Below are 18,391 nucleotides of genomic sequence, written 5' to 3'. Positions count from 1 at the left end.
ACAGGGCCGAAACGGAGATCAACTTCGCAACGGACAAGCAACGCGATGGTTGCGGAATGCGGGCGGCACCGCCTAAGGCGAGCCAGATGTTCCCCGCCGACCATCCGTTCCGTATCGCCAATTTTCGCGCCTATTGGCTGTCGCGTTTTGCTGGCACCGTCGCGCTTTCCGCCATGTCGATCATCATCGGCTGGCAAGTCTATAGTCTCGCGCGGGACGTTCATCACCTCAGCATCAAGGAAGCAACTTTCCTGCTCGGCATGATCGGGGTGGCGCAGTTCGTGCCGCTGTTCCTGCTGACGCCGATCGTCGGGTTGGTCGCGGATACGTTCGACCGCCGCTGGATCGTGCGGTTCACTACCGCGCTGCTGGTGGCGACGACGGTGATGCTCGGCACCCTCACCTGGCTTCACGCGCTGAGCCTGCCGATGCTGTTCCTCGCCGCCGTGATGATCGGCTTGGCGCGCGCCTTTTCGGGTCCGGCCTATTCCGCGCTCGCCCCGAACCTGGTCCCGCGCGAGGTGCTGCCGACGGCGATCGCGGTCAGTTCGATCGCCTGGCAGGTCGGCGTGATCATCGGCCCCAGCCTGGGCGGCTTCCTTTACGCGATCCATCCCGATGCGGCCTACGGCACGTCGACCGCGCTCTTCCTCATCGCGCTGGGGATGATTTTCCTGATCGGCAAGGTGCCTCAGCCGCAGGCGCAGGCCGATCATCGCCCGCTCCATCGCATTGTCGAGGGGTTCCGCTATGTCCGCAACAACCGCCTGGTGCTGGCAGCGATCACTCTTGACCTGTTCGCCGTCCTGCTCGCAGGTTCGACTGCGTTGCTGCCTGTGTTCGCGCGCGATATTCTGCATGTTGGGGCACAAGGCTTGGGCCTGCTGGCAGCGGGCATGGGAATAGGTGCCACGACCACCGCCTTGTTCTTCTCGTTCCGCCCGATGAAGTCGAATGTCGGCATCAAAATGTTGATCGCAGTCATCGTGTTCGGCGCCGGTATTCTGACCTTCGGTCTCGCGCACACGATCACCGACGTGTTGGGAATCACCGACCTTACCGTCACACTGCCCAAGGCAGTTGCGAAGACTCTGCATCTCGCCTCCAGCCGCGTGGACGTAGCGCCGGCCTTTTGGCTGAGCCTGATCGCGCTGATCGTCGCGGGTTGCGCCGACATGGTGTCAGTCTATGTCCGCTCGTCGTTGATCCAGCTGCACACGCCCGACGCCATGCGTGGCCGCGTCTCCGCGGTGTCGCAGCTGACGATTTCGGCATCGAACGAGCTAGGCGAGGCCGAAAGCGGCCTGCTCGGCTCGATTTTGGGGCCGGTCGGCGCAGTCGTGTTCGGCGGTGTCGGCGCGATTGTCATCACGTTGCTCTGGGCACGGCTATACCCCGAACTTCGGCTTGCAAAGTCTTTCGACCCGCCCGACATCCTAGAAACTGCCCCCGAACACGGAGTGATCCAGCCATGAAGGCCAACACCATCCTGGAAACGATCGGCAACACCCCGCACATCCGCGTCCAGCGGCTGTTTCCAGACAGCGAGGTGTGGATCAAGTCCGAGCGCTCCAACCCCGGCGGCTCGATCAAGGATCGTATCGCGCTGAGCATGGTCGAGGCGGCCGAGCGCGACGGCAAGCTCAAGCCCGGCGGCACGATCATCGAGCCGACCAGCGGCAATACCGGTGTCGGCCTGGCGATGGTCGCCGCGGTCAAAGGCTACAAGATCGTCCTGGTAATGCCCGAATCGATGTCGATCGAGCGCCGCCGCCTGATGCTCGCTTATGGCGCGACCTTCGACCTCACGCCGCGCGAGAAAGGCATGAAGGGCGCGATCGAGCGCGCGCTCGAACTGATTGAGCAGACGCCCAATTCCTGGATGCCGCAACAGTTCGAAAATCCTGCGAACATCGACGTGCATGTGCAGACGACCGCACAGGAAATCCTCGCTGATTTCGCCGATTCTCCAATCGACGTGCTGATCACCGGCGTCGGCACGGGCGGACATATCACTGGCGTCGCGGAGACACTCAAGAAGAGCTGGCCGAACCTCAAAGTCTATGCGGTCGAGCCCGACGCCTCGCCGGTCATTTCGGGCGGCCAGCCAGGTCCGCACCCGATCCAGGGCATCGGCGCGGGCTTCATTCCGGCCAATCTCCACACTCAGGCACTCGACGGCGTGATCAAGGTCGACGCCGGGGTCGCCAAGGACATGGCGCGTCGCGCGGCGCGGGAGGAAGGCATGCTGATCGGGATCAGCTCGGGCGCGACGCTCGCAGCGATTCTGCAAAAACTCCCCGACCTTCCTGCCGGCACGCGCGTGCTTGGATTCAATTACGATACCGGCGAACGCTATCTGTCAGTGCCCGACTTCCTGCCCGAAAGCTGAGCAGTCCGGCATAGGAAAGACCCGTTTCGAGGGAACAAATCCGGCCTTCGGGGTTTTGGCAGCGGACGCTTTGCGCTAAGGGCTTGCGCGCGCGCGATATCGCGCAGGTGCGTGCGCGCCTCCTCCACAGGTAGAAATTTGATCGACTCGCCGACCCGCTCCCCCTCGCTCGCGCTGCGCCTGATCCTGAGCGTGGTGGCGATCCTGCTGGTCGCGGTTCCTGTCGCGATCATCACGTTGATGCCCCACGTGCGCCCGGTTCCGAAAGGCGTGACTGTCCTGCCGCAACGCGTCGTCCCCCCGACCGAATTGCCACCGGTCGAACCCGTCCAGTTCCAGTCGGTCGATCCCAATGACGCCAAGGCTTTCAACGCCAACGTCCCCTTCTCGACCCTGCCCAATCCCGCCGCCCGTCCGTTCATCTTTTCGGGCTCGACCGATGCGCGGCTGCGCGCGATCGACTGTCTGGCCGTTGCCCAACTCTACGAAGCGGGCGACGATACCGACGGTGAGCGAGCGGTGGCACAGGTCGTGCTCAACCGCGTCCGCCATCCGGCCTTCCCCAAATCGGTGTGCGGCGTGGTGTTCCAGGGGTCGGACCGCAGCACCGGGTGTCAGTTCAGTTTTTCGTGCGACGGTGCGCTGACGCGCTGGCGGCCCAGCCCTACAGCCTGGAAGCGCGCGCGTGACGTGGCGATCGCGGCCTTGAACGGCTCGGTCGACGCCAAGGTCGGCTACGCGACGCATTACCACACTGACTGGGTGGTGCCCTATTGGAGCGCGAGCCTCGACAAGATCGCGGCAGTAAAGACGCATCTGTTCTTCCGCTGGACCGGTTGGTGGGGAACGCCCGCCGCCTTCCTCAAGAGGGTTTCGGGATCCGAGCCGAACATCGCCGCTCTTGGCGGTTTGTCGAGCGCGCATATCGGCGAGGTCGACGTCGCCAACGTTAGTCCCGCCGAGATCAACGGCGCCCCGACCGTAGGCGAAGCTGCCGGCTCGCCCTTGTCGATCGATCCCAACAGCTTCCTCGTCACGCTCGATGCCCGCACCGGTGCGGATTCGTTCCCAACGGTGGCGACCAAGGCGTGCGGCGCGCGCGATTATTGCAAGTTGATGGCCTGGACCGACAAGGCGCACACCCCGGCCAATTTGCCGCTTGGCCAGGCGCAGATCGCGACGATGTCGTTCAGCTATCTGCGCGACAAGGCGCATGGCTATGAAAAAGCGCTGTGGAACTGCGCGCAATTCAAGCGCGCGTCCAAGGGCGAATGCATGAAGCTCCAGGTGCTCGGCCTGCCCCAGACGACGACGCCAGCGCCGGGCACGCGCCCCCTCACCCCGCCTCCGGTGACCGGCACAACACCGGGCAAGCCTGGGGCGGCGCCGTCGACCATGACCTTCTCGGTGAAACCGACCGCGGCGACCGTGCCTGACGGGCTCAATGGGGTGCGCCGCAAACCGGCCGATGCCGCTCCCGCGCCCAAGGCCGCCGCCACGCCGGCACCGCGCCCAACCGCATCGCTTCCCGAGCGGCCCTAACCGTCATCCACTCGCGAACAGCGCCGGCCATTGCGCCGCGCGTCGGGATCTCCTCGCGCAGCAATGGGTGAGCACGGCTGAAACCGTCCGAACCGTTCGATTTGCGCGGGCCCTGACGGCTCCGCACCTGGAACCTCGGGCGTTTTCCAGTCATTTCATCGCGAGAATGATGTTGGACGCGATCTGCAACGTCATTCCTTTTGGGGCGTCATGAACGACGCGGCGATGGAGCAGGCATCGCCGTGGGCGCGAGTTGCTTATGTCAGGGCCCATTGGGAATGCATGATCTAACGTCGAACATAGGGTCGTTGCGCGTGCGGCACGTACGAGCCGATCGAAGCCACACGGCCCTGTTCATCGCTTTCTCCGTCGTCCTCGCCCAATTGTCGTTATTCTATCATCCGGCGGGGTTCGCCGGCGGTCCGAGCGACGATCAGCAATATCTCGACATAGCGCTGGGCTGGTATGCGCACGGCCCACAGATCGGCACGTCGCATTGGGCTTTGCGCCACCCGTTGATCCTGTCGATCACCGCCATCTTCCACCTGTTCGGCCCGTCGATCGACTCGCTGCTGCTGGTGCCGCGCCTGTTCTACGCCTTGTTCGTCGGCGTGACGGTGGCGACGATTCTGCGGCTGGGCGGGCGTCGCGCAGCAGCGCTCTGGCTGGTGCTGGTCATCCTGTCGCCCGTGATCCACGCAATGGCTACCAGCTGCTTTCCCGAAATGCTCGAACTCGCGTTCGGCGCAACGTCGATCTGGGCGTTCCTCAATGCCCGGCGCTCGAGCGGTGGCGCCGGCATAGGTTGGTCGCTGTTCTCAGGCCTGATGCTCGGCTGCGCAGTGCTGACGCGAGAGACGGCGGCCTTTGTGCTGCTTTTCTACGGCTGGGCATTCCTGCGGGATCCGGCAATGCCGCGCAGGGCCTATCTCTTGCTCGGCCTCGGCTTCGCTTTGCCGCTGTTGGTGGACAATGGCTGGTTATGGGCGATGACTGGCGACCCGCTCTATCGCCTGCACGTCGACAAGCATCACGTCCTCATCGCCAGCGATCATATGATCGGCAAAACCTATGCCGGCAGCCCCTTCCTCAATCCCGATCTGGCCAGCCGGTGGATCCCGGCGGGGCCGACGCGCCTGCATTGGGCGATCAATCCGCTGGGCGATTTCCTGATCGATCCGGCGTTCGGCTTCGTCATCCTGGGATGGGCGCTGAGCGCGCTGCCATTCTTCCGCGATCGCACGATTCCCCGGCCGAGAATATCGACGCTGTTGCTGCTGCTGTTCGCGGTCGCCAGCTATATGACCGTCACCTGGGTGTTCACGCTCAGACCACAGCCACGTTATTATCTGTTCGTCGTCGCCGCCGCGACGATCGGCTTCGCACTCTATCTCGACGCGGCGCTGGCGATCCCCAGGCTGAAGCGGCGCGTATCGATATTACTCGGCCTAGTGCTGCTGGGTGGTAGCATCACCATTGCCGTCGCGCCCGACCAAGGCTGGCAAGCGAAGCTGGTCGTGCCCTATATGGCGGCGCATCCCGGGCAATATAGCGCGGAGGATCACGTCGTCGGGCGGGCATCCTATCCGCTCGCACGGCTGGGCATGGCAGGCAAATTGACCACGGCCGAGCCGGCGGTGGGAGACTATCGTTTCCGCCTGATCAGCAGCGCGATGTTCAACGGCTCGGCACCATTCCCGCACGATCCCGATTATCGAGAGATCACCTATCTCGACCGCCCCTCGCCAGGGCTGCTGTTGCTGGTGCGCCCGCATTTCCGCACCGGTATCCTGGTCGAGCAGCGGATACGTTAGAGAGAATTACCCTCTCCCGCTTGCGGGAGTGGGAGGGGCCCGCCGCGAAGCGGTGGGGGGTGAGGGTCTTCTTACTTCTTCTTGGTTTTTAGCCGTGCGGAAGAAGAAAGAAGACCCTCACCCAACCTCTCCCGCAAGCGGGAGAGGAGCTTGGAAGCAATGCAGCCATCGCTGGACAAGTCGCGTCGATCATGCTGCCATTGGGCGCGTCTCCCGCCCGCCACCTAACATGGACACCTTCGTGCAGACGAAATTCGATCGGCGATCCTTTATCGCAATGACAGGAATGTTAGCGCTCCCTGCCCGGGCGTGGGCCGAGCCGCTATCGACGATCACCATCGGCGCGCCCGGAACCGGCGGCGTAACGGTTCCGGAAGATTTCCTGGGCCTGAGCTACGAGACGCCGCAACTCTACAACCACGCGTTCTTCTCACCTCACAATCAGCAGCTGATCGAGGCGTTTCGCGGGATCGCGCCGCATGGCGTGCTGCGCTTCGGCGGATCGCTCAGCGCCTATAGCCGATGGCGGCGGCCAGGCGCGGATTTCGGGAGCGTGAAAGAGGAAAGCGCGATCGCCACGCAACGCAATTGGGAGTGGAAGCTGCTCGATCCGCCGCTGACACACCCCATCGCCGGCGCGATCACGCCCGAGGCGTTGCGGTCGCTGCGCGGCTTTCTCGATGCGACCGGTTGGCGGTGCATCTACGGCCTAAATTTCGGCTCCGGCACGATCGCGCGCGCCGTCGACGAAGCCGACTATGTCCATCGCATTCTCGGCCCGCGCTTGTTATGTTTCCAGCTCGGCAACGAGGCTGATTTCTGGGCCGGCAACCCGCTCCTGCGCGGCAAGGATTATTCCTTCGACCTTTATTGGGACGAGTATCGATCCTTTGTCCGGGCGGTCCGTGCACGGGTTCCGAAGGCACCATTCGCCGGCCCCGACGTGGCGATCAATCTCGATTGGCTGGCGCGGTTCGCCGAGCGTGCGCGTGGCGATGCGCTGTTCTGCAGCGGCCATTATTACGGCATGGGTCCGGCATCGGATCCGCGGATGGACGCTCGAAAGCTGCTCGCGAACGGCAATGAGAAGCTGGCGCAGGAGATGGCCGCGGTGGAGGAGATCGCGACGCGGACAGGAATGCGGTTCCGCATGACCGAGGGCAATTCGTGTTTCGGCGGCGGCAAAGCAGGCGTCAGCGACGCCTTCGCCTCGGCATTGTGGGGATTCGATTACGCGCTACAGACCGCGAGCGCGGGCTATCTCGGCATCAATCTGCATGGTGGCGGCGAAGGTTTCTATACACCGATCGCGTCGAGCCCCGCCGGCCAAGTGCTGCGCCCATTACATTACGGCATGGCGTCGTTCGCGCTGTTCCTCGGCACTCGCCTCAGAGTGTGCCCGATCGCCGAAACGCTAAATGCGACTTCCTATCTAGCCGACAACGGCCGGACGCGGCTGCTGGCGATCATCAACAAGTCCGGCACACCGCTGACGATCCGGCTCGCGGACAGGCTCGGTCTCTCGACCCCGCCGAGCTCCGGACACCTGCTGTCGGCGCCTGCACTCGACGACAAGGTGCATATTCGGATCGAGCCGATCGTGCCGAACAGTGCGTTCCTGCCGACGGTCCCACCCTATTCGGCGCTGACGCTGCGATGGGACCGAACCGCCTGACGCGTCGCAGAGCGGCCAGTCAAGCCGCGGCGAACATCTCCGGCGGCAAAGCCATCAGTGCTTCGGCCCCGCTTTCGATCTTGCGGCGCAGCGCGCCGGCATCGGGCATGATGCGCTCGGCGTAATAGCGTGCAGTGGTCAGCTTCGCGTCGAGGAACGCGGCATCGCCTTCGCCCGCCGCCTTGAGCTTCGCCGCGGCGGCGGCCATCCGCAGCCACATCAGCCCGACCGCGACGATGCCCATCAAGTGCATATAGCTGTGCGCGCCGGCGCCGACATTGTTGGGATTGGTCATGCCGTTCTGCAGGAACCACATCGTCGCAGCCTGGAGTTCGCCATTGGCCTTTTCCAGCCGCGCGGCGAAATCGGCGGTCGCCGGATCGCCCTTCGCCGCCGCGACTTCCTCGCCGACCACCTTGAACAGCGTCTGCACCGCGCGACCGCCATTGGCAGCGAGCTTGCGGCCGACCAGATCCATCGCCTGCACGCCGTTGGTGCCTTCGTAGATCATCGAAATGCGGGCATCGCGGACGTACTGCTCCATGCCCCATTCGCGTATATAGCCGTGGCCGCCATAGACCTGCTGGGCATTGGTCGCGATGTCATAGCCCTTGTCGGTGCCATAGCCTTTGATCACCGGGGTCAGCAGCCCGACCAGATCGGCGGCGAGCAGCCGTTCCTCCTCGCTCGACGCGGCATGTTCGAGGTCGACCTGGAGCGCGCCCCACAAACAGAGCGCGCGCAATCCCTCGGTCAGCGCCTTGGCGTCCATCAGCATGCGGCGAACGTCGGGATGGACGAACAACGGATCGGCCTTTTCGCCGGGCTCGGCCGGACCGGTCAGAGCGCGGCCCTGGCGACGGTCGTGCGCGTATTGGACGGCGTTCTGATAGGCTGTCTCTGCGACGGCAAGGCCCTGCAACCCAACGCCGAGCCGGGCGGCGTTCATCATGATGAACATCGCCGCTAGGCCCTTCATCTCGTCGCCGACCAGCCAGCCCTTAGCGCCGTCATAATTCATCACGCAGGTCGAATTGCCGTGAATGCCCATCTTGTGTTCGATCGATCCGCAGCTCACCGCGTTGCGCTCGCCGAGCGAGCCATCCTCGTTGACGAAGATCTTCGGCACGACGAACAGCGAAATGCCCTTCGAACTGTCGGGCGCGCCCGGCGTCTTGGCCAGCACCAGATGGATGATGTTGCTGGTCAGGTCGTGCTCGCCACCCGAAATGAAGATCTTTGTCCCGGTGATCGCATAGGATCCGTCGGCCTGCGGTTCCGCCTTGGTCCGGATCAGCCCGAGGTCGGTACCGCATTGCGGCTCGGTCAGGTTCATCGTGGCGCCCCACTCTCCCGACACCATCTTGGGCAGATATTTCTGCTGCTGTTCGGGGCTTCCCTTCGTCAGGAGGGCAGCGATCGCGCCGTGGGTCAGGCCGGGATACATGGCGAACGCCATGTTCGACGAGATCATGAATTCCTGGAAAGCGGTCGACACGACATGCGGCATTTCCTGCCCGCCAAACGCCGCCGGCGCGCTGAGCGTGCCCCAGCCCGATTCGACGAACTGTTGATAGGCTTCCTTGAACCCCTTGGGCGTCGTCACGCTGCCGTCGTCGTGGCGCGTGCAACCCTCCAGGTCACCCGATTGGTTGAGCGGGAACAGCACTTCGGCGACGAACCGACCGCCTTCTTCGAGCACCGCGTCGACCGTTTCCGGCGTCGCATTCTCAAACCCGGGCAGGTTGGCATAACGCTCGATCCCGAGCACGTGATCGAGCACGAAGCGCGTATCGCGCACCGGGGGCGTGTATTGCGGCATGGTCAGTCCTTCTGGTGATCGGCGCGCGAGCCTTGCTCGAGCAATGCGATGAAATCGTTGAGTTCGGCGATGGCGGCGTCGATGTCGCGCTTTTGCTGGTGGAGCAGGCCAACACGGTCCCTGCAGCGGTCGATCGTGCGCTCGCGCTGAGTGCGGCGGCCGTCGCCGACATCGTACAGATCGATCAGTTCGCGGATCTCGGTCAGCGAAAAGCCGACCCGCTTGCCGCGCAGGATCCAGGCCAGCCGGGCGCGGTCGCGATGCGAATAGATGCGCTGGGTGCCGCGCCGTTCGGGCGAGATCAGCCCTTCATCCTCATAGAAACGCAGCGCGCGAGCGGTGACGCCGAATTCGGCGGACAGATCGGAAATGGTAAAGCTGTGCCGGTCGTGGAGCGGCTCGATCGGGGCATAAGAAGGGACCCAGGGCATGACCCTTTTTACGCTCGCTTGACGTTAACGTCAAAGGGGTCGTGCGGTCATTTGCCGGGCGCGCAGAGCATTCTGCCCCTGCCATCGCGTAGGGCGCCCGCCTCGGATGGCGAATCGCTCATCCGTACGACGGTGAGGCCCGTCAGCGAGGCGCGGGAGGAGCACGCTTTCTGGCAGGCATCGGGCAAGCGGCCGGGGAAGAGGATGCGATCGCCCTCGAACCTCGCGTCGAAATTGCAGCCGGGAGCATTGGCGAGGTCGACGTGCAACGTCTCGCCGGCCCGGGTCGCCTCGCCCTGCCCGCTGCAATAATAAGTGTCGCCATAATCGACATAGATGCCGATGCGGAACGCGGTCGCGCTCGGTACCACGCAGATGCGGTCACGATCGCGCGTGTAGAGGCCGGTGGGATCGGCATTGGCAGGATCGGCGATGATCCCGGCCTCGATCGCGGCGGCTTCGAGGCTGGTCGGGGTTGCGGTTGCCTGTGGAGCAGGCTGGCTGCCGTGGCAGGCTGCGAGGGCTAGCAGGGCCAAGATCATTCCGCGGTGGCGAGTTATCACGCCGGGGAGGCATGAGCGAAAAGAAGCTCGTTCCGGCCTCACCTCAGTCAACCCGTTCCAGCCCAGTCTTCGTAACCCGCCGATAAAAGCACGACCGCTCGCCGGTATGACAAGCGGGCCCCGCAGGATCGACGATCAGCCACACCGCATCCTGATCGCAGTCGATCCGGACGTCGCGCACCCGCATCACGTTCCCCGACGTCGCGCCCTTGCGCCACAATTCGCCGCGGCTGCGCGACCAGAACACCGCTTCGCCACTCTCGATCGTTGCCGCCAGCGCCTCCGCGTTCATATGCGCCAGCATCAGCACCTCGCCCGAATCGCCATTGGTGACCACGGCGGTGATCAGCCCATCGGCACCCCATTTCGGATCGAGCGTCAGCCCGGTTTCGCGCGAGTCGGTCATGCCCTCCCCTAGCGCGGCGCCGCGATCCGACAAAATCGGCACAAGGCGTATGACAAATACGCGACAAACCCGGCAGGCGTCACTATATGCCCGAGCGCCACAGCAGCACGGATCCTAGGGTCCGCACTGAGTACGGACACCATGCTGACCACGAATCCTTTCGACGACGACAAGCTCCGCGAGGAGTGCGGCATTTTCGGCGTGTCCGATGCGGACGGCGCGGCCGCGCTCGTCGCGCTCGGCCTCCACGCGCTCCAGCATCGCGGGCAGGAAGCTGCCGGCATCACTAGCTGGGACGGCAAGCATTTCCATAGCCACCGTGCGATGGGCCATGTTGCGGGCAATTTCGACAAGGACGAGATCATGGGCGGGCTGCGCGGGCAGACCGCCTGCGGCCATGTCCGCTATTCGACCACCGGCGAAACCTCGCTCAGGAACGTCCAGCCGCTTTATGCCGAGCTTGCCACCGGCGGGTTCGCGGTTGCGCATAATGGCAACATTTCCAACGCTTTCCGGCTGCGCAACGATCTCGTCCAGCGCGGCGCGATCTTCCAGTCGACCAGCGATACCGAAGTCATCATCCACCTGGTCGCGACCAGCTCGTATCGCGATCCGCTCGACAAGTTCGTCGACGCGTTGCGCCGGGTCGAGGGCGCCTATTCGCTGATCGTGCTGACCCCGACCGGGATGATGGCGTGCCGCGATCCGCTTGGCATCCGTCCGCTCGTGATGGGCAAATTGGGCGAGTCGATCATCTTCGCGTCCGAAACCGTCGCACTCGACGTGGTCGGGGCGGAATTCGTCCGCTCGGTCGATCCGGGCGAGCTGATCATCATCGAGGACGGCAAACTGCGCTCGCTGCGCCCGTTCGGCCAGACCGCGCCACGGCCGTGCATCTTCGAATGGGTCTATTTCTCTCGCCCCGATTCGATCGCCGGCGACCAGTCGGTCTATTCGGTCAGGAAAGCGATCGGTGCGCAGCTCGCGATCGAATCGCCGGTAGAGGCCGATCTGGTCATCCCCGTCCCCGATTCGGGCGTACCCGCGGCGATCGGCTATGCCCAACAATCGGGCATCCCGTTCGAGCTCGGCATCATCCGCTCGCATTATGTCGGTCGCACCTTCATCCAGCCGGGCGCCGAAGTCCGCCGCCTCGGCGTGAAGCTCAAGCACAACGCCAATCGCGCGCTGATCAAGGACAAGTCAGTCATCCTGGTCGACGATTCGATCGTCCGCGGCACCACCAGCCTGAAGATCGTCGAGATGATGCGTGAGGCCGGCGCGCGCGAAGTGCATATGCGCATCGCCTCGCCGCCGACCACGCATTCCTGTTTCTACGGCGTCGACACGCCCGAGCGTGAGAAATTGCTCGCGTCACGCTATTCGGTCCCCGGCATGACCGACTTCATCCATGCCGACAGCCTGGCGTTCGTGTCGATCGACGGCCTGTACAAGGCGCTGGGCGAAGCCGGACGTAACGGCCCCGCCCCCAAATATTGCGACGCCTGTTTCACCGGCGATTATCCGACCGTGCTGACCGATTACAGCGACGCCCATATGGACGAGCAACTCGCTCTTCACCCCGAAGCCGCGGAATAAGCGTCATGACCAAGAGATTTGAGGGCCAGCTCGCGCTGGTGACCGGCGCGAGCCGTGGGATCGGCGCCGCCACCGCCACGGCGCTCGCCGCGGAAGGCGCGCACGTGATCCTGACCGCGCGCACTGCCGGCGCGCTCGAGCAAGTCGAGGAAGCTATCCACGCCGCCGGCGGGACCGCGACGATCGCGCCGCTCGATCTGATCGAGACCGACAGCATCGCCCGGCTGGCGAGCGCTGTGGCGGAACGCTGGGGAACGCTCGACATCCTCGTCCTCAACGCCGCGACATTGGGCTCACTATCGGCGGTTCAGGCGATCGATGCCAAGGAATTCGCCAAGGTGATGACGCTCAATGTCAGCGCGCAACAAGCGCTGATCGCCGCGTTCGATGCGGCGCTGCGCAAATCGGCGCGCGCGCGCGTGGTCGGAATCACGTCTAAGGTCGGACGCAAGCCGCGTGCCTTCTGGGGCGCGTACGGGGCGTCCAAGGCGGCGTTCGAGACGTTGGTTCAGGCTTATGGCGAGGAAGTCGAGGGAATCAGCGCCATCCGCGTCGCCCTGCTCGACCCCGGCGCTACCCGCACCGCGATGCGCGAGCGGGCCTATCCCGGTGAGGATCCGGCCAGCGTCAAACCGCCCGAAATGGTGGCGGACAAGATCGTCGAACTGATCGCAAGCGATGCTGCGTCGGGGCATTTCGAGCACATCGCCTGACGCCGCATCCCGATCAGGCGGTTAGGCGTGGCGGACCGACAAGCGCGAGAGCGTCTGGTTGAGCAGGATATAGGCGAATTCGCCGAACGTGACCGGACCGACGAAACCGCCGGTCGGACGCCCTTCCAGCCCGGCATGGCGGTAATTCAGGATGCAATTGCACGATAGCATGTCCGCGGCGCTGCCTTCTCTCGTGGCTTCGGCATAGGCCGCATCATAATCTTCCACGGTGCGTGCCAGGCGATAGATCGTGCCCGGAATGACCGGTGCATAGAAACGGACGCTGCCGCTTTTCGCATCGACCGTCTGGAAGGAAACATTGATCATCGCGCCGGCATAATCGGCGACGAGCGGCAAGGTGGTGTCTATGCCGCGTTCGACGATGTAGCGCGCAAGGTTGGTCGGAACGCCGCCGATCAGGCAATCGGTCACATCGAAACCGCCTTGCGGGAACGTGATGCTTTCGCCTTCACCGGGAGCGAACAAATTGACGATGTCGAGATCGACCTCAGCGCTTTCCGGCAACGCTAGCCACAAAGCGGCCAGTCCATCGACCGACGCCGCGCCGGTCGCGCCGTCGAACACCATCGGCACATCCTGACCGATGCGGTCGAGATGAACACCCGCGACCCAACCGAATACGGGCTGATTGTACAATCCCGGCAAGGACGGCCCATCCATGGCGTAGCGCTGCAGTGTCGTACTGAATGCCGGCGTGACGATGCAGGTAAAACCGTGCGCGAAGCGGTGCTCCGTCAACCCGGACAAACCGTCCGGCGGCAGGATGGCCATTCGCGCATTCACGGCATCGTCGAAGATGGTGCAAAACAGCCGATCTTCCCGCGATGCGCCCCCTTCGGGTGTCATGAAATAGGATGTTGTCCCGCCGACCCAGTTGCCGCGCGGGAGCGATCGCAGCAGGCGCTCGGGTCCCGATACGAACAGGATGGCACGAGACGCGATGAGCGCGACCGTGTCCTCTACCGAAAGAAAGGCGTTCTTCATCGTTCAGAATCCCGTGATCGCAGTGAGGTCGCGGTGTGCGAACTTGTTGTCGGCGAAAAAGCGCCGAAGCTCTTGGACGGCCCTTGGCAGAACGGCCGGGTTGTTCGCGACGTCGATGCGGAGGCGTGTGATGATCAGGCGCGTGGCAAGCGTCTTGATATTCGGATTGAGTTCGCCGGTGAGCAATCGGGCCCAAAGCTCATGGTCGACAGACGACAAGGGGCCGCCATTGTGCATCGGCCTGTCCAGCCGATCCGCCTGAGAGCGATCGCCGCGCGTTCCGTAACTGCTTGGATAGCCGGTCATGCCGAATCCGCTTCCTCCAGCCACGCCTCGGCGCTCGGCAAATCGCCAAACCAGCGGACGTTGGGCATAGTTGGAACCACGTGGCGCGGATCGACATCGATGGAGTGACTGGCAGCCATCGCCCAGGACTGCGCCGACGGCCTTTAAAACCGCCTGTTAACCGACCTCCGTAATCCTACCAGGGTCGCCAAAACGCCTCGTTTTGACTTCACGACGAACTAGCCTGCCGCCGCCTCGATCTTCTTCCAAAACGCAGCACGCGCCGCCGACAATTTCTCGCCGGTAGCGGTCGGCCACGATCCCGACATGACGACGACCAGCTTCTTCGCCGGATCGACCAGGATGCTCTGTCCAAAAATGCCGATCGCGGCGAAACGGCCGCCGGGCAATGTCCACCATTGATAGCCATAGCCGAAACCACCTTCGTCCTTGGGGATCGGCACCTGGTTACTCGTCGCATGCGCGAACCAGTCGTCGGGGACGACGCCCTTGCCGCCCGACAGCGCGAACATTCCCATCCGGGCATAGTCGCGCAAGCTCACCGACAGGCAGCACCCGCTGACCTCGCTACCGGCCGGGTTGGTCATCCAGAAGGCGTCGCGCTCCATTCCCCATGGCTTCCAGACCTTTTCGGTCAGATATTCCGCCAGGCTCTTCTTGGTGGCGCGTTCGACCAGCACGCCGATCAAATTGGTTTCGCCGGTCTTGTAGACCCATTTGGAGCCCGGCGAGCTCTCGCGCGGCAGCTTCTTCATGTACCAGATTGTGGGGTCCTGCCCCGCCGGCACCGCATCGGAGAACATCCGCGCCACGTCGGACTTGGGGTCGGTATAATCCTCGTTCCATTTCACGCCCGAGGTCATGGTCAGCAGCTGACGCACCGTCACGCCGTCATAGCCACCGACGGCCAGGTCGGGAATGTATCTCGTGACCGGGTCGTCGATCGACTTGATATAACCGTCGCGGATCGCCGCACCGACCAGGGTCGAAGTGAACGACTTGGCGACCGAGAAGCTCGTCCAGCGTCCCTGGGGGCCAAATCCGAGGCCATAGCGTTCGAGCCGGACCTTGCCGTCCTGCACGACAATCAGCCCAGAGATATTCAAATCGGCCATGCCTGCTTTGACGTCCGCCTCCGCGATTGGCAGCGACTTGCCGTTGGGAAGCGGACGGACCTTGGTACCGGCCTTGACCACGTGGCCGGGAAAGATCTTCTCCATCTCGCGGAAATTCTGGTCGCGCTGCTGCTGGCTCCAGAACAGCACCGCGGCACCGACCTGGCGGAGTTTCGCATTATTGTCGGGAGTGACGATGACCGATTGCGCCGACGCCACCCCCGCCAGTGCGAACGCAGCAAACAGACCGAATCCTCTCATCACCCCTCCTTGATCAATGTCACCTGCGCTACATCAATCCCACCGCCGCGGAACCCTCCCTCACAGTACATCAGATAAAAACGCCACAAGCTGATGAAATGCTTATCGAACCTGTCCGGCAATTTGCCCGCCGCGACGACCGCATCGAACGCTTCACGCCAGCGCTTCAAGGTCTCGGCATAATCCAGCCGAAACGCATGGCGGTCGCGCCATGCCAGCCCGAGCTTCTCCGCTGCGGCGCGAAACCGGCTCTCCGACAGCAACATCCCGCCTGGGAAGATGTAGCGCTGGATGAAATCGACGTTGCGCGCATAGCCTTCGTACATCGCATCGTCGATCGCGATATACTGGATCGCGGCCCGGCCACCGGTCTTCAACGCACGCGCGATCGCGGCGAGATAGTCGGGCCAATATTCCTCGCCGACCGCCTCGACCATCTCGATGCTCGCAACCCCGTCGAACGTGCCGCTGACGTCGCGATAGTCGATCAGTTCGATCTCGACCCCGTCGAGTTTCTGCTGCGCCATCCGCGCCTCGGCATAGGTCTTCTGCTCGGTTGACAGCGTGATGCCGTGGACGCCGATACCCGCTTTCGCCGCGGTCTCGGCGAACGATCCCCAGCCGCACCCGATCTCGAGGATGCGGTCGCCGGGATTGGTCGCGGTGCGATCGAGAATCGCCTTGAGCTTGACGTGTTGTGCGTCCTCGAGGCTTTGGCCAGGCGCGTCGAACATCGCGCTCGAATAGGTCATCGTCGGGTCGAGCCATAATTCGTAGAACTCGTTGCCCAGATCGTAATGCTCGTGGATGTTGCGCCGCGCGCCGGCGCGATCGTTGCGATGCGCCTTATGCCACAACCGGCGGAGCAGCCGCGACAGGCCGTGCGCGCGCCCTGTGCCGGCAAGGCCATGGCGATTGAGCGAAAAGACCTCGAATAGCGCCACCGGGTCGGAGCTTTCCCATTCGCCGGCCGCCCAGGCCTCGTACCAGCCCGACGACCCGCCGGTCACCAGCCGCCACAGCGCCCGCCAGCTCGTGAGGATGACGACCGCCTCAGGCCCCGGCCTGCGGCCGCCAAGCCGCGTGGGCGCCCCGCCTTCGGGCAGCGAAACGGTGATCGCGCCCTGATCGAGGCACTTGTCGATATGCGCCAGCAAGGGCCGTCCGATCAAAGAGAACGGCTCCCTGCGGCTGCGCTGCCCCCGGTCAATTGTCGGCGCATCCATAGGCTATCTCAAAGCACGTCATGCGCGGTTCGCCAAGCGATTCGGGCAGATCATCGCACCTTTTTTCCCGCCGCCAGGGCCCGATCGCGCGCCTCGCGATGACCGATCAGCTTTAGGGGATAGCCGTTGGGGCGGCAGCCCGCCGCCTCAGGATCGTGGATCGCAGGATCGGGGATGCCGGTCAATTCGGGCACCCAATGCCGGATATAGGCACCCGCGTCGAACTTCTCCGATTGTACGAGCGGCGCCACGATCCGGCCCCACATATTGGCGTCGATTCCGGTGCCGGCGACCCATTGCCAATTGACCGAATTGTTGCCGTAATCGGCGTCGACCAGCGTGTCCCAGAACCAGCGCTCGCCCTCCCGCCAGTCGACCAGCAGATGTTTGATCAGGAATGAGGCCGCGATCATCCGCACGCGATTGTGCATCCACCCAGTTGCCCAAAGCTGACGCGTCCCGGCATCGACGATCGGATAGCCGGTTTCGCCGCGCTGCCATGCCCGCAGGTCCTCCTTGGCCGCCCTTCCCGAGCGCCAGGGAAGGTCATCGAACCGCTCACGCCCGTTCCTGGCACCGTAATCGGGCAATTGCAGGATCACGTTCTGGGCATAATCGCGCCAGGCAAGCTCGCTGAGGAAGACCTGGGTCGACCCACCCTTCCCTGCCATACGATGCCAGACATAGCCCGGCGACACCTCGCCGAAATGCAGGTACGGCGACAGCCGCGAACTGCCCTCAATCGACGGCAGGTTGCGCGTGTCGCCATAGCGCGCGACGTCATCGGCGAAATCGTCGACCCGATCGTGCGCGCCAGCCTCGCCCGGAGTCCATTCCTTCGCAAAACCCGTTGCCCAATCGGGCTTGGTCGGCAGCAAATCCCAGTCGGCCAGCGCCTCGCTTGCCGGCCAGGAAGCAGGCGCCGGAATCTCATGCGGTCGGGGCAGCGGATGTGGTGGCGGCATGACGTCACGCAATGCGCGCCAGAACGGCGTGTAGATCTTGTAAGGCGCGCCGCTCCCGCTCGTGATCGATCCGGGCGGCGCGAGATAATTGCCGTCGTGGCAGACGAGATCGAGCCGCTTCGCCACCGCGCGCTCGGCGTTGCGCCACCATGGCTCGTAATGGCGAATAGCATGGACGGTGCCGGCGCCGACTTCTTGCGCGACCTTGGCCAGCTCCTCATCGCATTTCCCGCGCCGCAGGATCAGTCGCGACCCCTTCTCGCGCAACGCTTCGTCAAGCGACTTCAAACTGTGATGCAGCCACCAGCGCGAGGCCGCGCCCATCCTGCGATGCTTGGGGGTTTCATCATCGAGCACATAGACGGGGATGACCGGCCCATCGCGCACCGCAGCTAACAGCGCTGGCTGATCTGTGAGCCTGAGGTCCCGGCGAAACCAAAGGATCGTTGGCGTGGTCACCGCAGCCAAGTCAGGATGTGGTTGTTCACGCGGAGGCGCGGAGGCGCGAAGTGCGTTTTACGGCGTAGCATGATCCAACAACGCCATCGTTCCAGCC

16 protein-coding genes are annotated in these 18,391 nt (G+C 63.9%); 7 read left to right on the top strand and 9 right to left on the bottom strand.

All coding sequences use genetic code 11. The annotated features are described in order from the left end of the window. Nucleotides 1-86 precede the first annotated feature (86 nt). The 5 genes from AC1DQQ_RS08025 to AC1DQQ_RS08005 all read left to right on the top strand — a co-directional run bounded on the left by AC1DQQ_RS08025 (nt 87) and on the right by AC1DQQ_RS08005 (nt 7,423). On the top strand, nt 87-1,475 hold the full coding sequence (locus AC1DQQ_RS08025) for an MFS transporter (protein WP_478029060.1): 1,389 nt from the start codon (nt 87-89) through the stop codon (nt 1,473-1,475). Next, nucleotides 1,472-2,392, top strand: coding sequence for a cysteine synthase A (gene cysK / locus AC1DQQ_RS08020; protein ID WP_478029061.1), 921 nt, complete (start codon nt 1,472-1,474; stop codon nt 2,390-2,392). Before AC1DQQ_RS08025 ends, cysK begins: the two co-directional genes overlap by 4 nt. 138 nt (nt 2,393-2,530) lie before the next feature. Further along, nucleotides 2,531-3,934, top strand: coding sequence for a cell wall hydrolase (locus tag AC1DQQ_RS08015; protein ID WP_478044787.1), 1,404 nt, complete (start codon nt 2,531-2,533; stop codon nt 3,932-3,934). Nucleotides 3,935-4,248: 314 nt separating this feature from the next. After that, entirely contained in the window at nt 4,249-5,748 is a 1,500-nt protein-coding gene (locus AC1DQQ_RS08010; RefSeq protein ID WP_478044786.1) for an ArnT family glycosyltransferase, read from the top strand. A gap of 277 nt (nt 5,749-6,025) precedes the next feature. Then, nucleotides 6,026-7,423 carry a hypothetical protein gene (locus AC1DQQ_RS08005; RefSeq protein ID WP_478029064.1) on the top strand — a complete coding sequence of 466 codons (1,398 nt, stop codon included), beginning with the start codon at nt 6,026-6,028 and terminating at the stop codon, nt 7,421-7,423. A gap of 19 nt (nt 7,424-7,442) precedes the next feature. Here AC1DQQ_RS08005 and AC1DQQ_RS08000 read toward each other — a convergent pair whose 3' ends face one another. The 4 genes from AC1DQQ_RS08000 to hisI all read right to left on the bottom strand — a co-directional run bounded on the left by AC1DQQ_RS08000 (nt 7,443) and on the right by hisI (nt 10,645). Continuing rightward, nucleotides 7,443-9,245, bottom strand: a complete 1,803-nt coding sequence (locus AC1DQQ_RS08000; protein ID WP_478029065.1) for an acyl-CoA dehydrogenase C-terminal domain-containing protein — start codon at nt 9,243-9,245, stop codon at nt 7,443-7,445. 2 nt (nt 9,246-9,247) lie between these two features. After that, the gene (locus AC1DQQ_RS07995; protein ID WP_478029066.1) at nt 9,248-9,676 is read right to left on the bottom strand and encodes a MerR family transcriptional regulator; all 429 of its coding nucleotides are present in this window, start codon (nt 9,674-9,676) and stop codon (nt 9,248-9,250) included. A 47-nt stretch (nt 9,677-9,723) separates the two neighbouring features. Further along, entirely contained in the window at nt 9,724-10,218 is a 495-nt protein-coding gene (locus AC1DQQ_RS07990; RefSeq protein WP_478044785.1) for a hypothetical protein, read from the bottom strand. Between the two features lie 64 nt (nt 10,219-10,282). Then, nucleotides 10,283-10,645 (bottom strand): phosphoribosyl-AMP cyclohydrolase, encoded by a 363-nt coding sequence (gene hisI / locus AC1DQQ_RS07985; protein ID WP_478029068.1) that lies wholly within the window; start codon nt 10,643-10,645, stop codon nt 10,283-10,285. Between the two features lie 141 nt (nt 10,646-10,786). On the opposite strand from hisI, the gene purF reads away from it, so the two are divergent. Together purF and AC1DQQ_RS07975 are read left to right on the top strand one after the other, a co-directional pair. Further along, nucleotides 10,787-12,244: an amidophosphoribosyltransferase gene (gene purF / locus AC1DQQ_RS07980; protein ID WP_478029069.1), complete on the top strand. Its 1,458-nt coding sequence runs from the start codon at nt 10,787-10,789 to the stop codon at nt 12,242-12,244. A gap of 5 nt (nt 12,245-12,249) precedes the next feature. After that, nucleotides 12,250-12,957 (top strand): SDR family NAD(P)-dependent oxidoreductase, encoded by a 708-nt coding sequence (locus tag AC1DQQ_RS07975; RefSeq protein WP_478044784.1) that lies wholly within the window; start codon nt 12,250-12,252, stop codon nt 12,955-12,957. 21 nt (nt 12,958-12,978) lie between these two features. Here the strand turns inward: AC1DQQ_RS07975 and AC1DQQ_RS07970 are convergent, their stop codons facing one another. The 5 genes from AC1DQQ_RS07970 to AC1DQQ_RS07950 all read right to left on the bottom strand — a co-directional run bounded on the left by AC1DQQ_RS07970 (nt 12,979) and on the right by AC1DQQ_RS07950 (nt 18,294). Further along, a complete protein-coding gene (locus tag AC1DQQ_RS07970) occupies nt 12,979-13,962 on the bottom strand; it encodes a DUF6976 family protein (protein WP_478044783.1) in 984 nt (327 codons plus the stop codon). Between the two features lie 3 nt (nt 13,963-13,965). After that, nucleotides 13,966-14,268 carry a hypothetical protein gene (locus AC1DQQ_RS07965; protein WP_478029072.1) on the bottom strand — a complete coding sequence of 101 codons (303 nt, stop codon included), beginning with the start codon at nt 14,266-14,268 and terminating at the stop codon, nt 13,966-13,968. A gap of 218 nt (nt 14,269-14,486) precedes the next feature. Next, entirely contained in the window at nt 14,487-15,644 is a 1,158-nt protein-coding gene (locus AC1DQQ_RS07960) for a serine hydrolase domain-containing protein (protein WP_478044782.1), read from the bottom strand. Further along, entirely contained in the window at nt 15,644-16,870 is a 1,227-nt protein-coding gene (locus tag AC1DQQ_RS07955; protein WP_478044781.1) for a class I SAM-dependent methyltransferase, read from the bottom strand. Before AC1DQQ_RS07955 ends, AC1DQQ_RS07960 begins: the two co-directional genes overlap by 1 nt. A 50-nt stretch (nt 16,871-16,920) precedes the next feature. Then, a complete protein-coding gene (locus AC1DQQ_RS07950; RefSeq protein WP_478044780.1) occupies nt 16,921-18,294 on the bottom strand; it encodes a cryptochrome/photolyase family protein in 1,374 nt (457 codons plus the stop codon). Nucleotides 18,295-18,391: the final 97 nt, after the last annotated feature.

This window comes from Sphingomonas sp. P4_G3 (assembly GCF_056401105.1).
The sequence above is the reverse complement of the archived record's forward strand: the minus strand, read 5'-3'. Positions and strand labels throughout refer to the sequence as shown.

What these genes read in the sequence shown, in the direction of transcription:
- AC1DQQ_RS08005 (WP_478029064.1), top strand. Translation starts at nt 6,026, where the DNA reads ATGACAGGAATGTTAGCGCTCCCTGCCCGGGCGTGGGCCGAGCCGCTA.
- hisI (WP_478029068.1), bottom strand. Translation starts at nt 10,645, where the DNA reads ATGACCGACTCGCGCGAAACCGGGCTGACGCTCGATCCGAAATGGGGT.
- AC1DQQ_RS07965 (WP_478029072.1), bottom strand. Translation starts at nt 14,268, where the DNA reads ATGACCGGCTATCCAAGCAGTTACGGAACGCGCGGCGATCGCTCTCAG.
- cysK (WP_478029061.1), top strand. Translation starts at nt 1,472, where the DNA reads ATGAAGGCCAACACCATCCTGGAAACGATCGGCAACACCCCGCACATC.
- AC1DQQ_RS07975 (WP_478044784.1), top strand. Translation starts at nt 12,250, where the DNA reads ATGACCAAGAGATTTGAGGGCCAGCTCGCGCTGGTGACCGGCGCGAGC.
- AC1DQQ_RS08000 (WP_478029065.1), bottom strand. Translation starts at nt 9,245, where the DNA reads ATGCCGCAATACACGCCCCCGGTGCGCGATACGCGCTTCGTGCTCGAT.
- AC1DQQ_RS07995 (WP_478029066.1), bottom strand. Translation starts at nt 9,676, where the DNA reads ATGCCCTGGGTCCCTTCTTATGCCCCGATCGAGCCGCTCCACGACCGG.
- AC1DQQ_RS07955 (WP_478044781.1), bottom strand. Translation starts at nt 16,870, where the DNA reads ATGGATGCGCCGACAATTGACCGGGGGCAGCGCAGCCGCAGGGAGCCG.
- AC1DQQ_RS07960 (WP_478044782.1), bottom strand. Translation starts at nt 15,644, where the DNA reads ATGAGAGGATTCGGTCTGTTTGCTGCGTTCGCACTGGCGGGGGTGGCG.
- AC1DQQ_RS08025 (WP_478029060.1), top strand. Translation starts at nt 87, where the DNA reads ATGTTCCCCGCCGACCATCCGTTCCGTATCGCCAATTTTCGCGCCTAT.
- AC1DQQ_RS07990 (WP_478044785.1), bottom strand. Translation starts at nt 10,218, where the DNA reads ATGATCTTGGCCCTGCTAGCCCTCGCAGCCTGCCACGGCAGCCAGCCT.
- AC1DQQ_RS07970 (WP_478044783.1), bottom strand. Translation starts at nt 13,962, where the DNA reads ATGAAGAACGCCTTTCTTTCGGTAGAGGACACGGTCGCGCTCATCGCG.
- purF (WP_478029069.1), top strand. Translation starts at nt 10,787, where the DNA reads ATGCTGACCACGAATCCTTTCGACGACGACAAGCTCCGCGAGGAGTGC.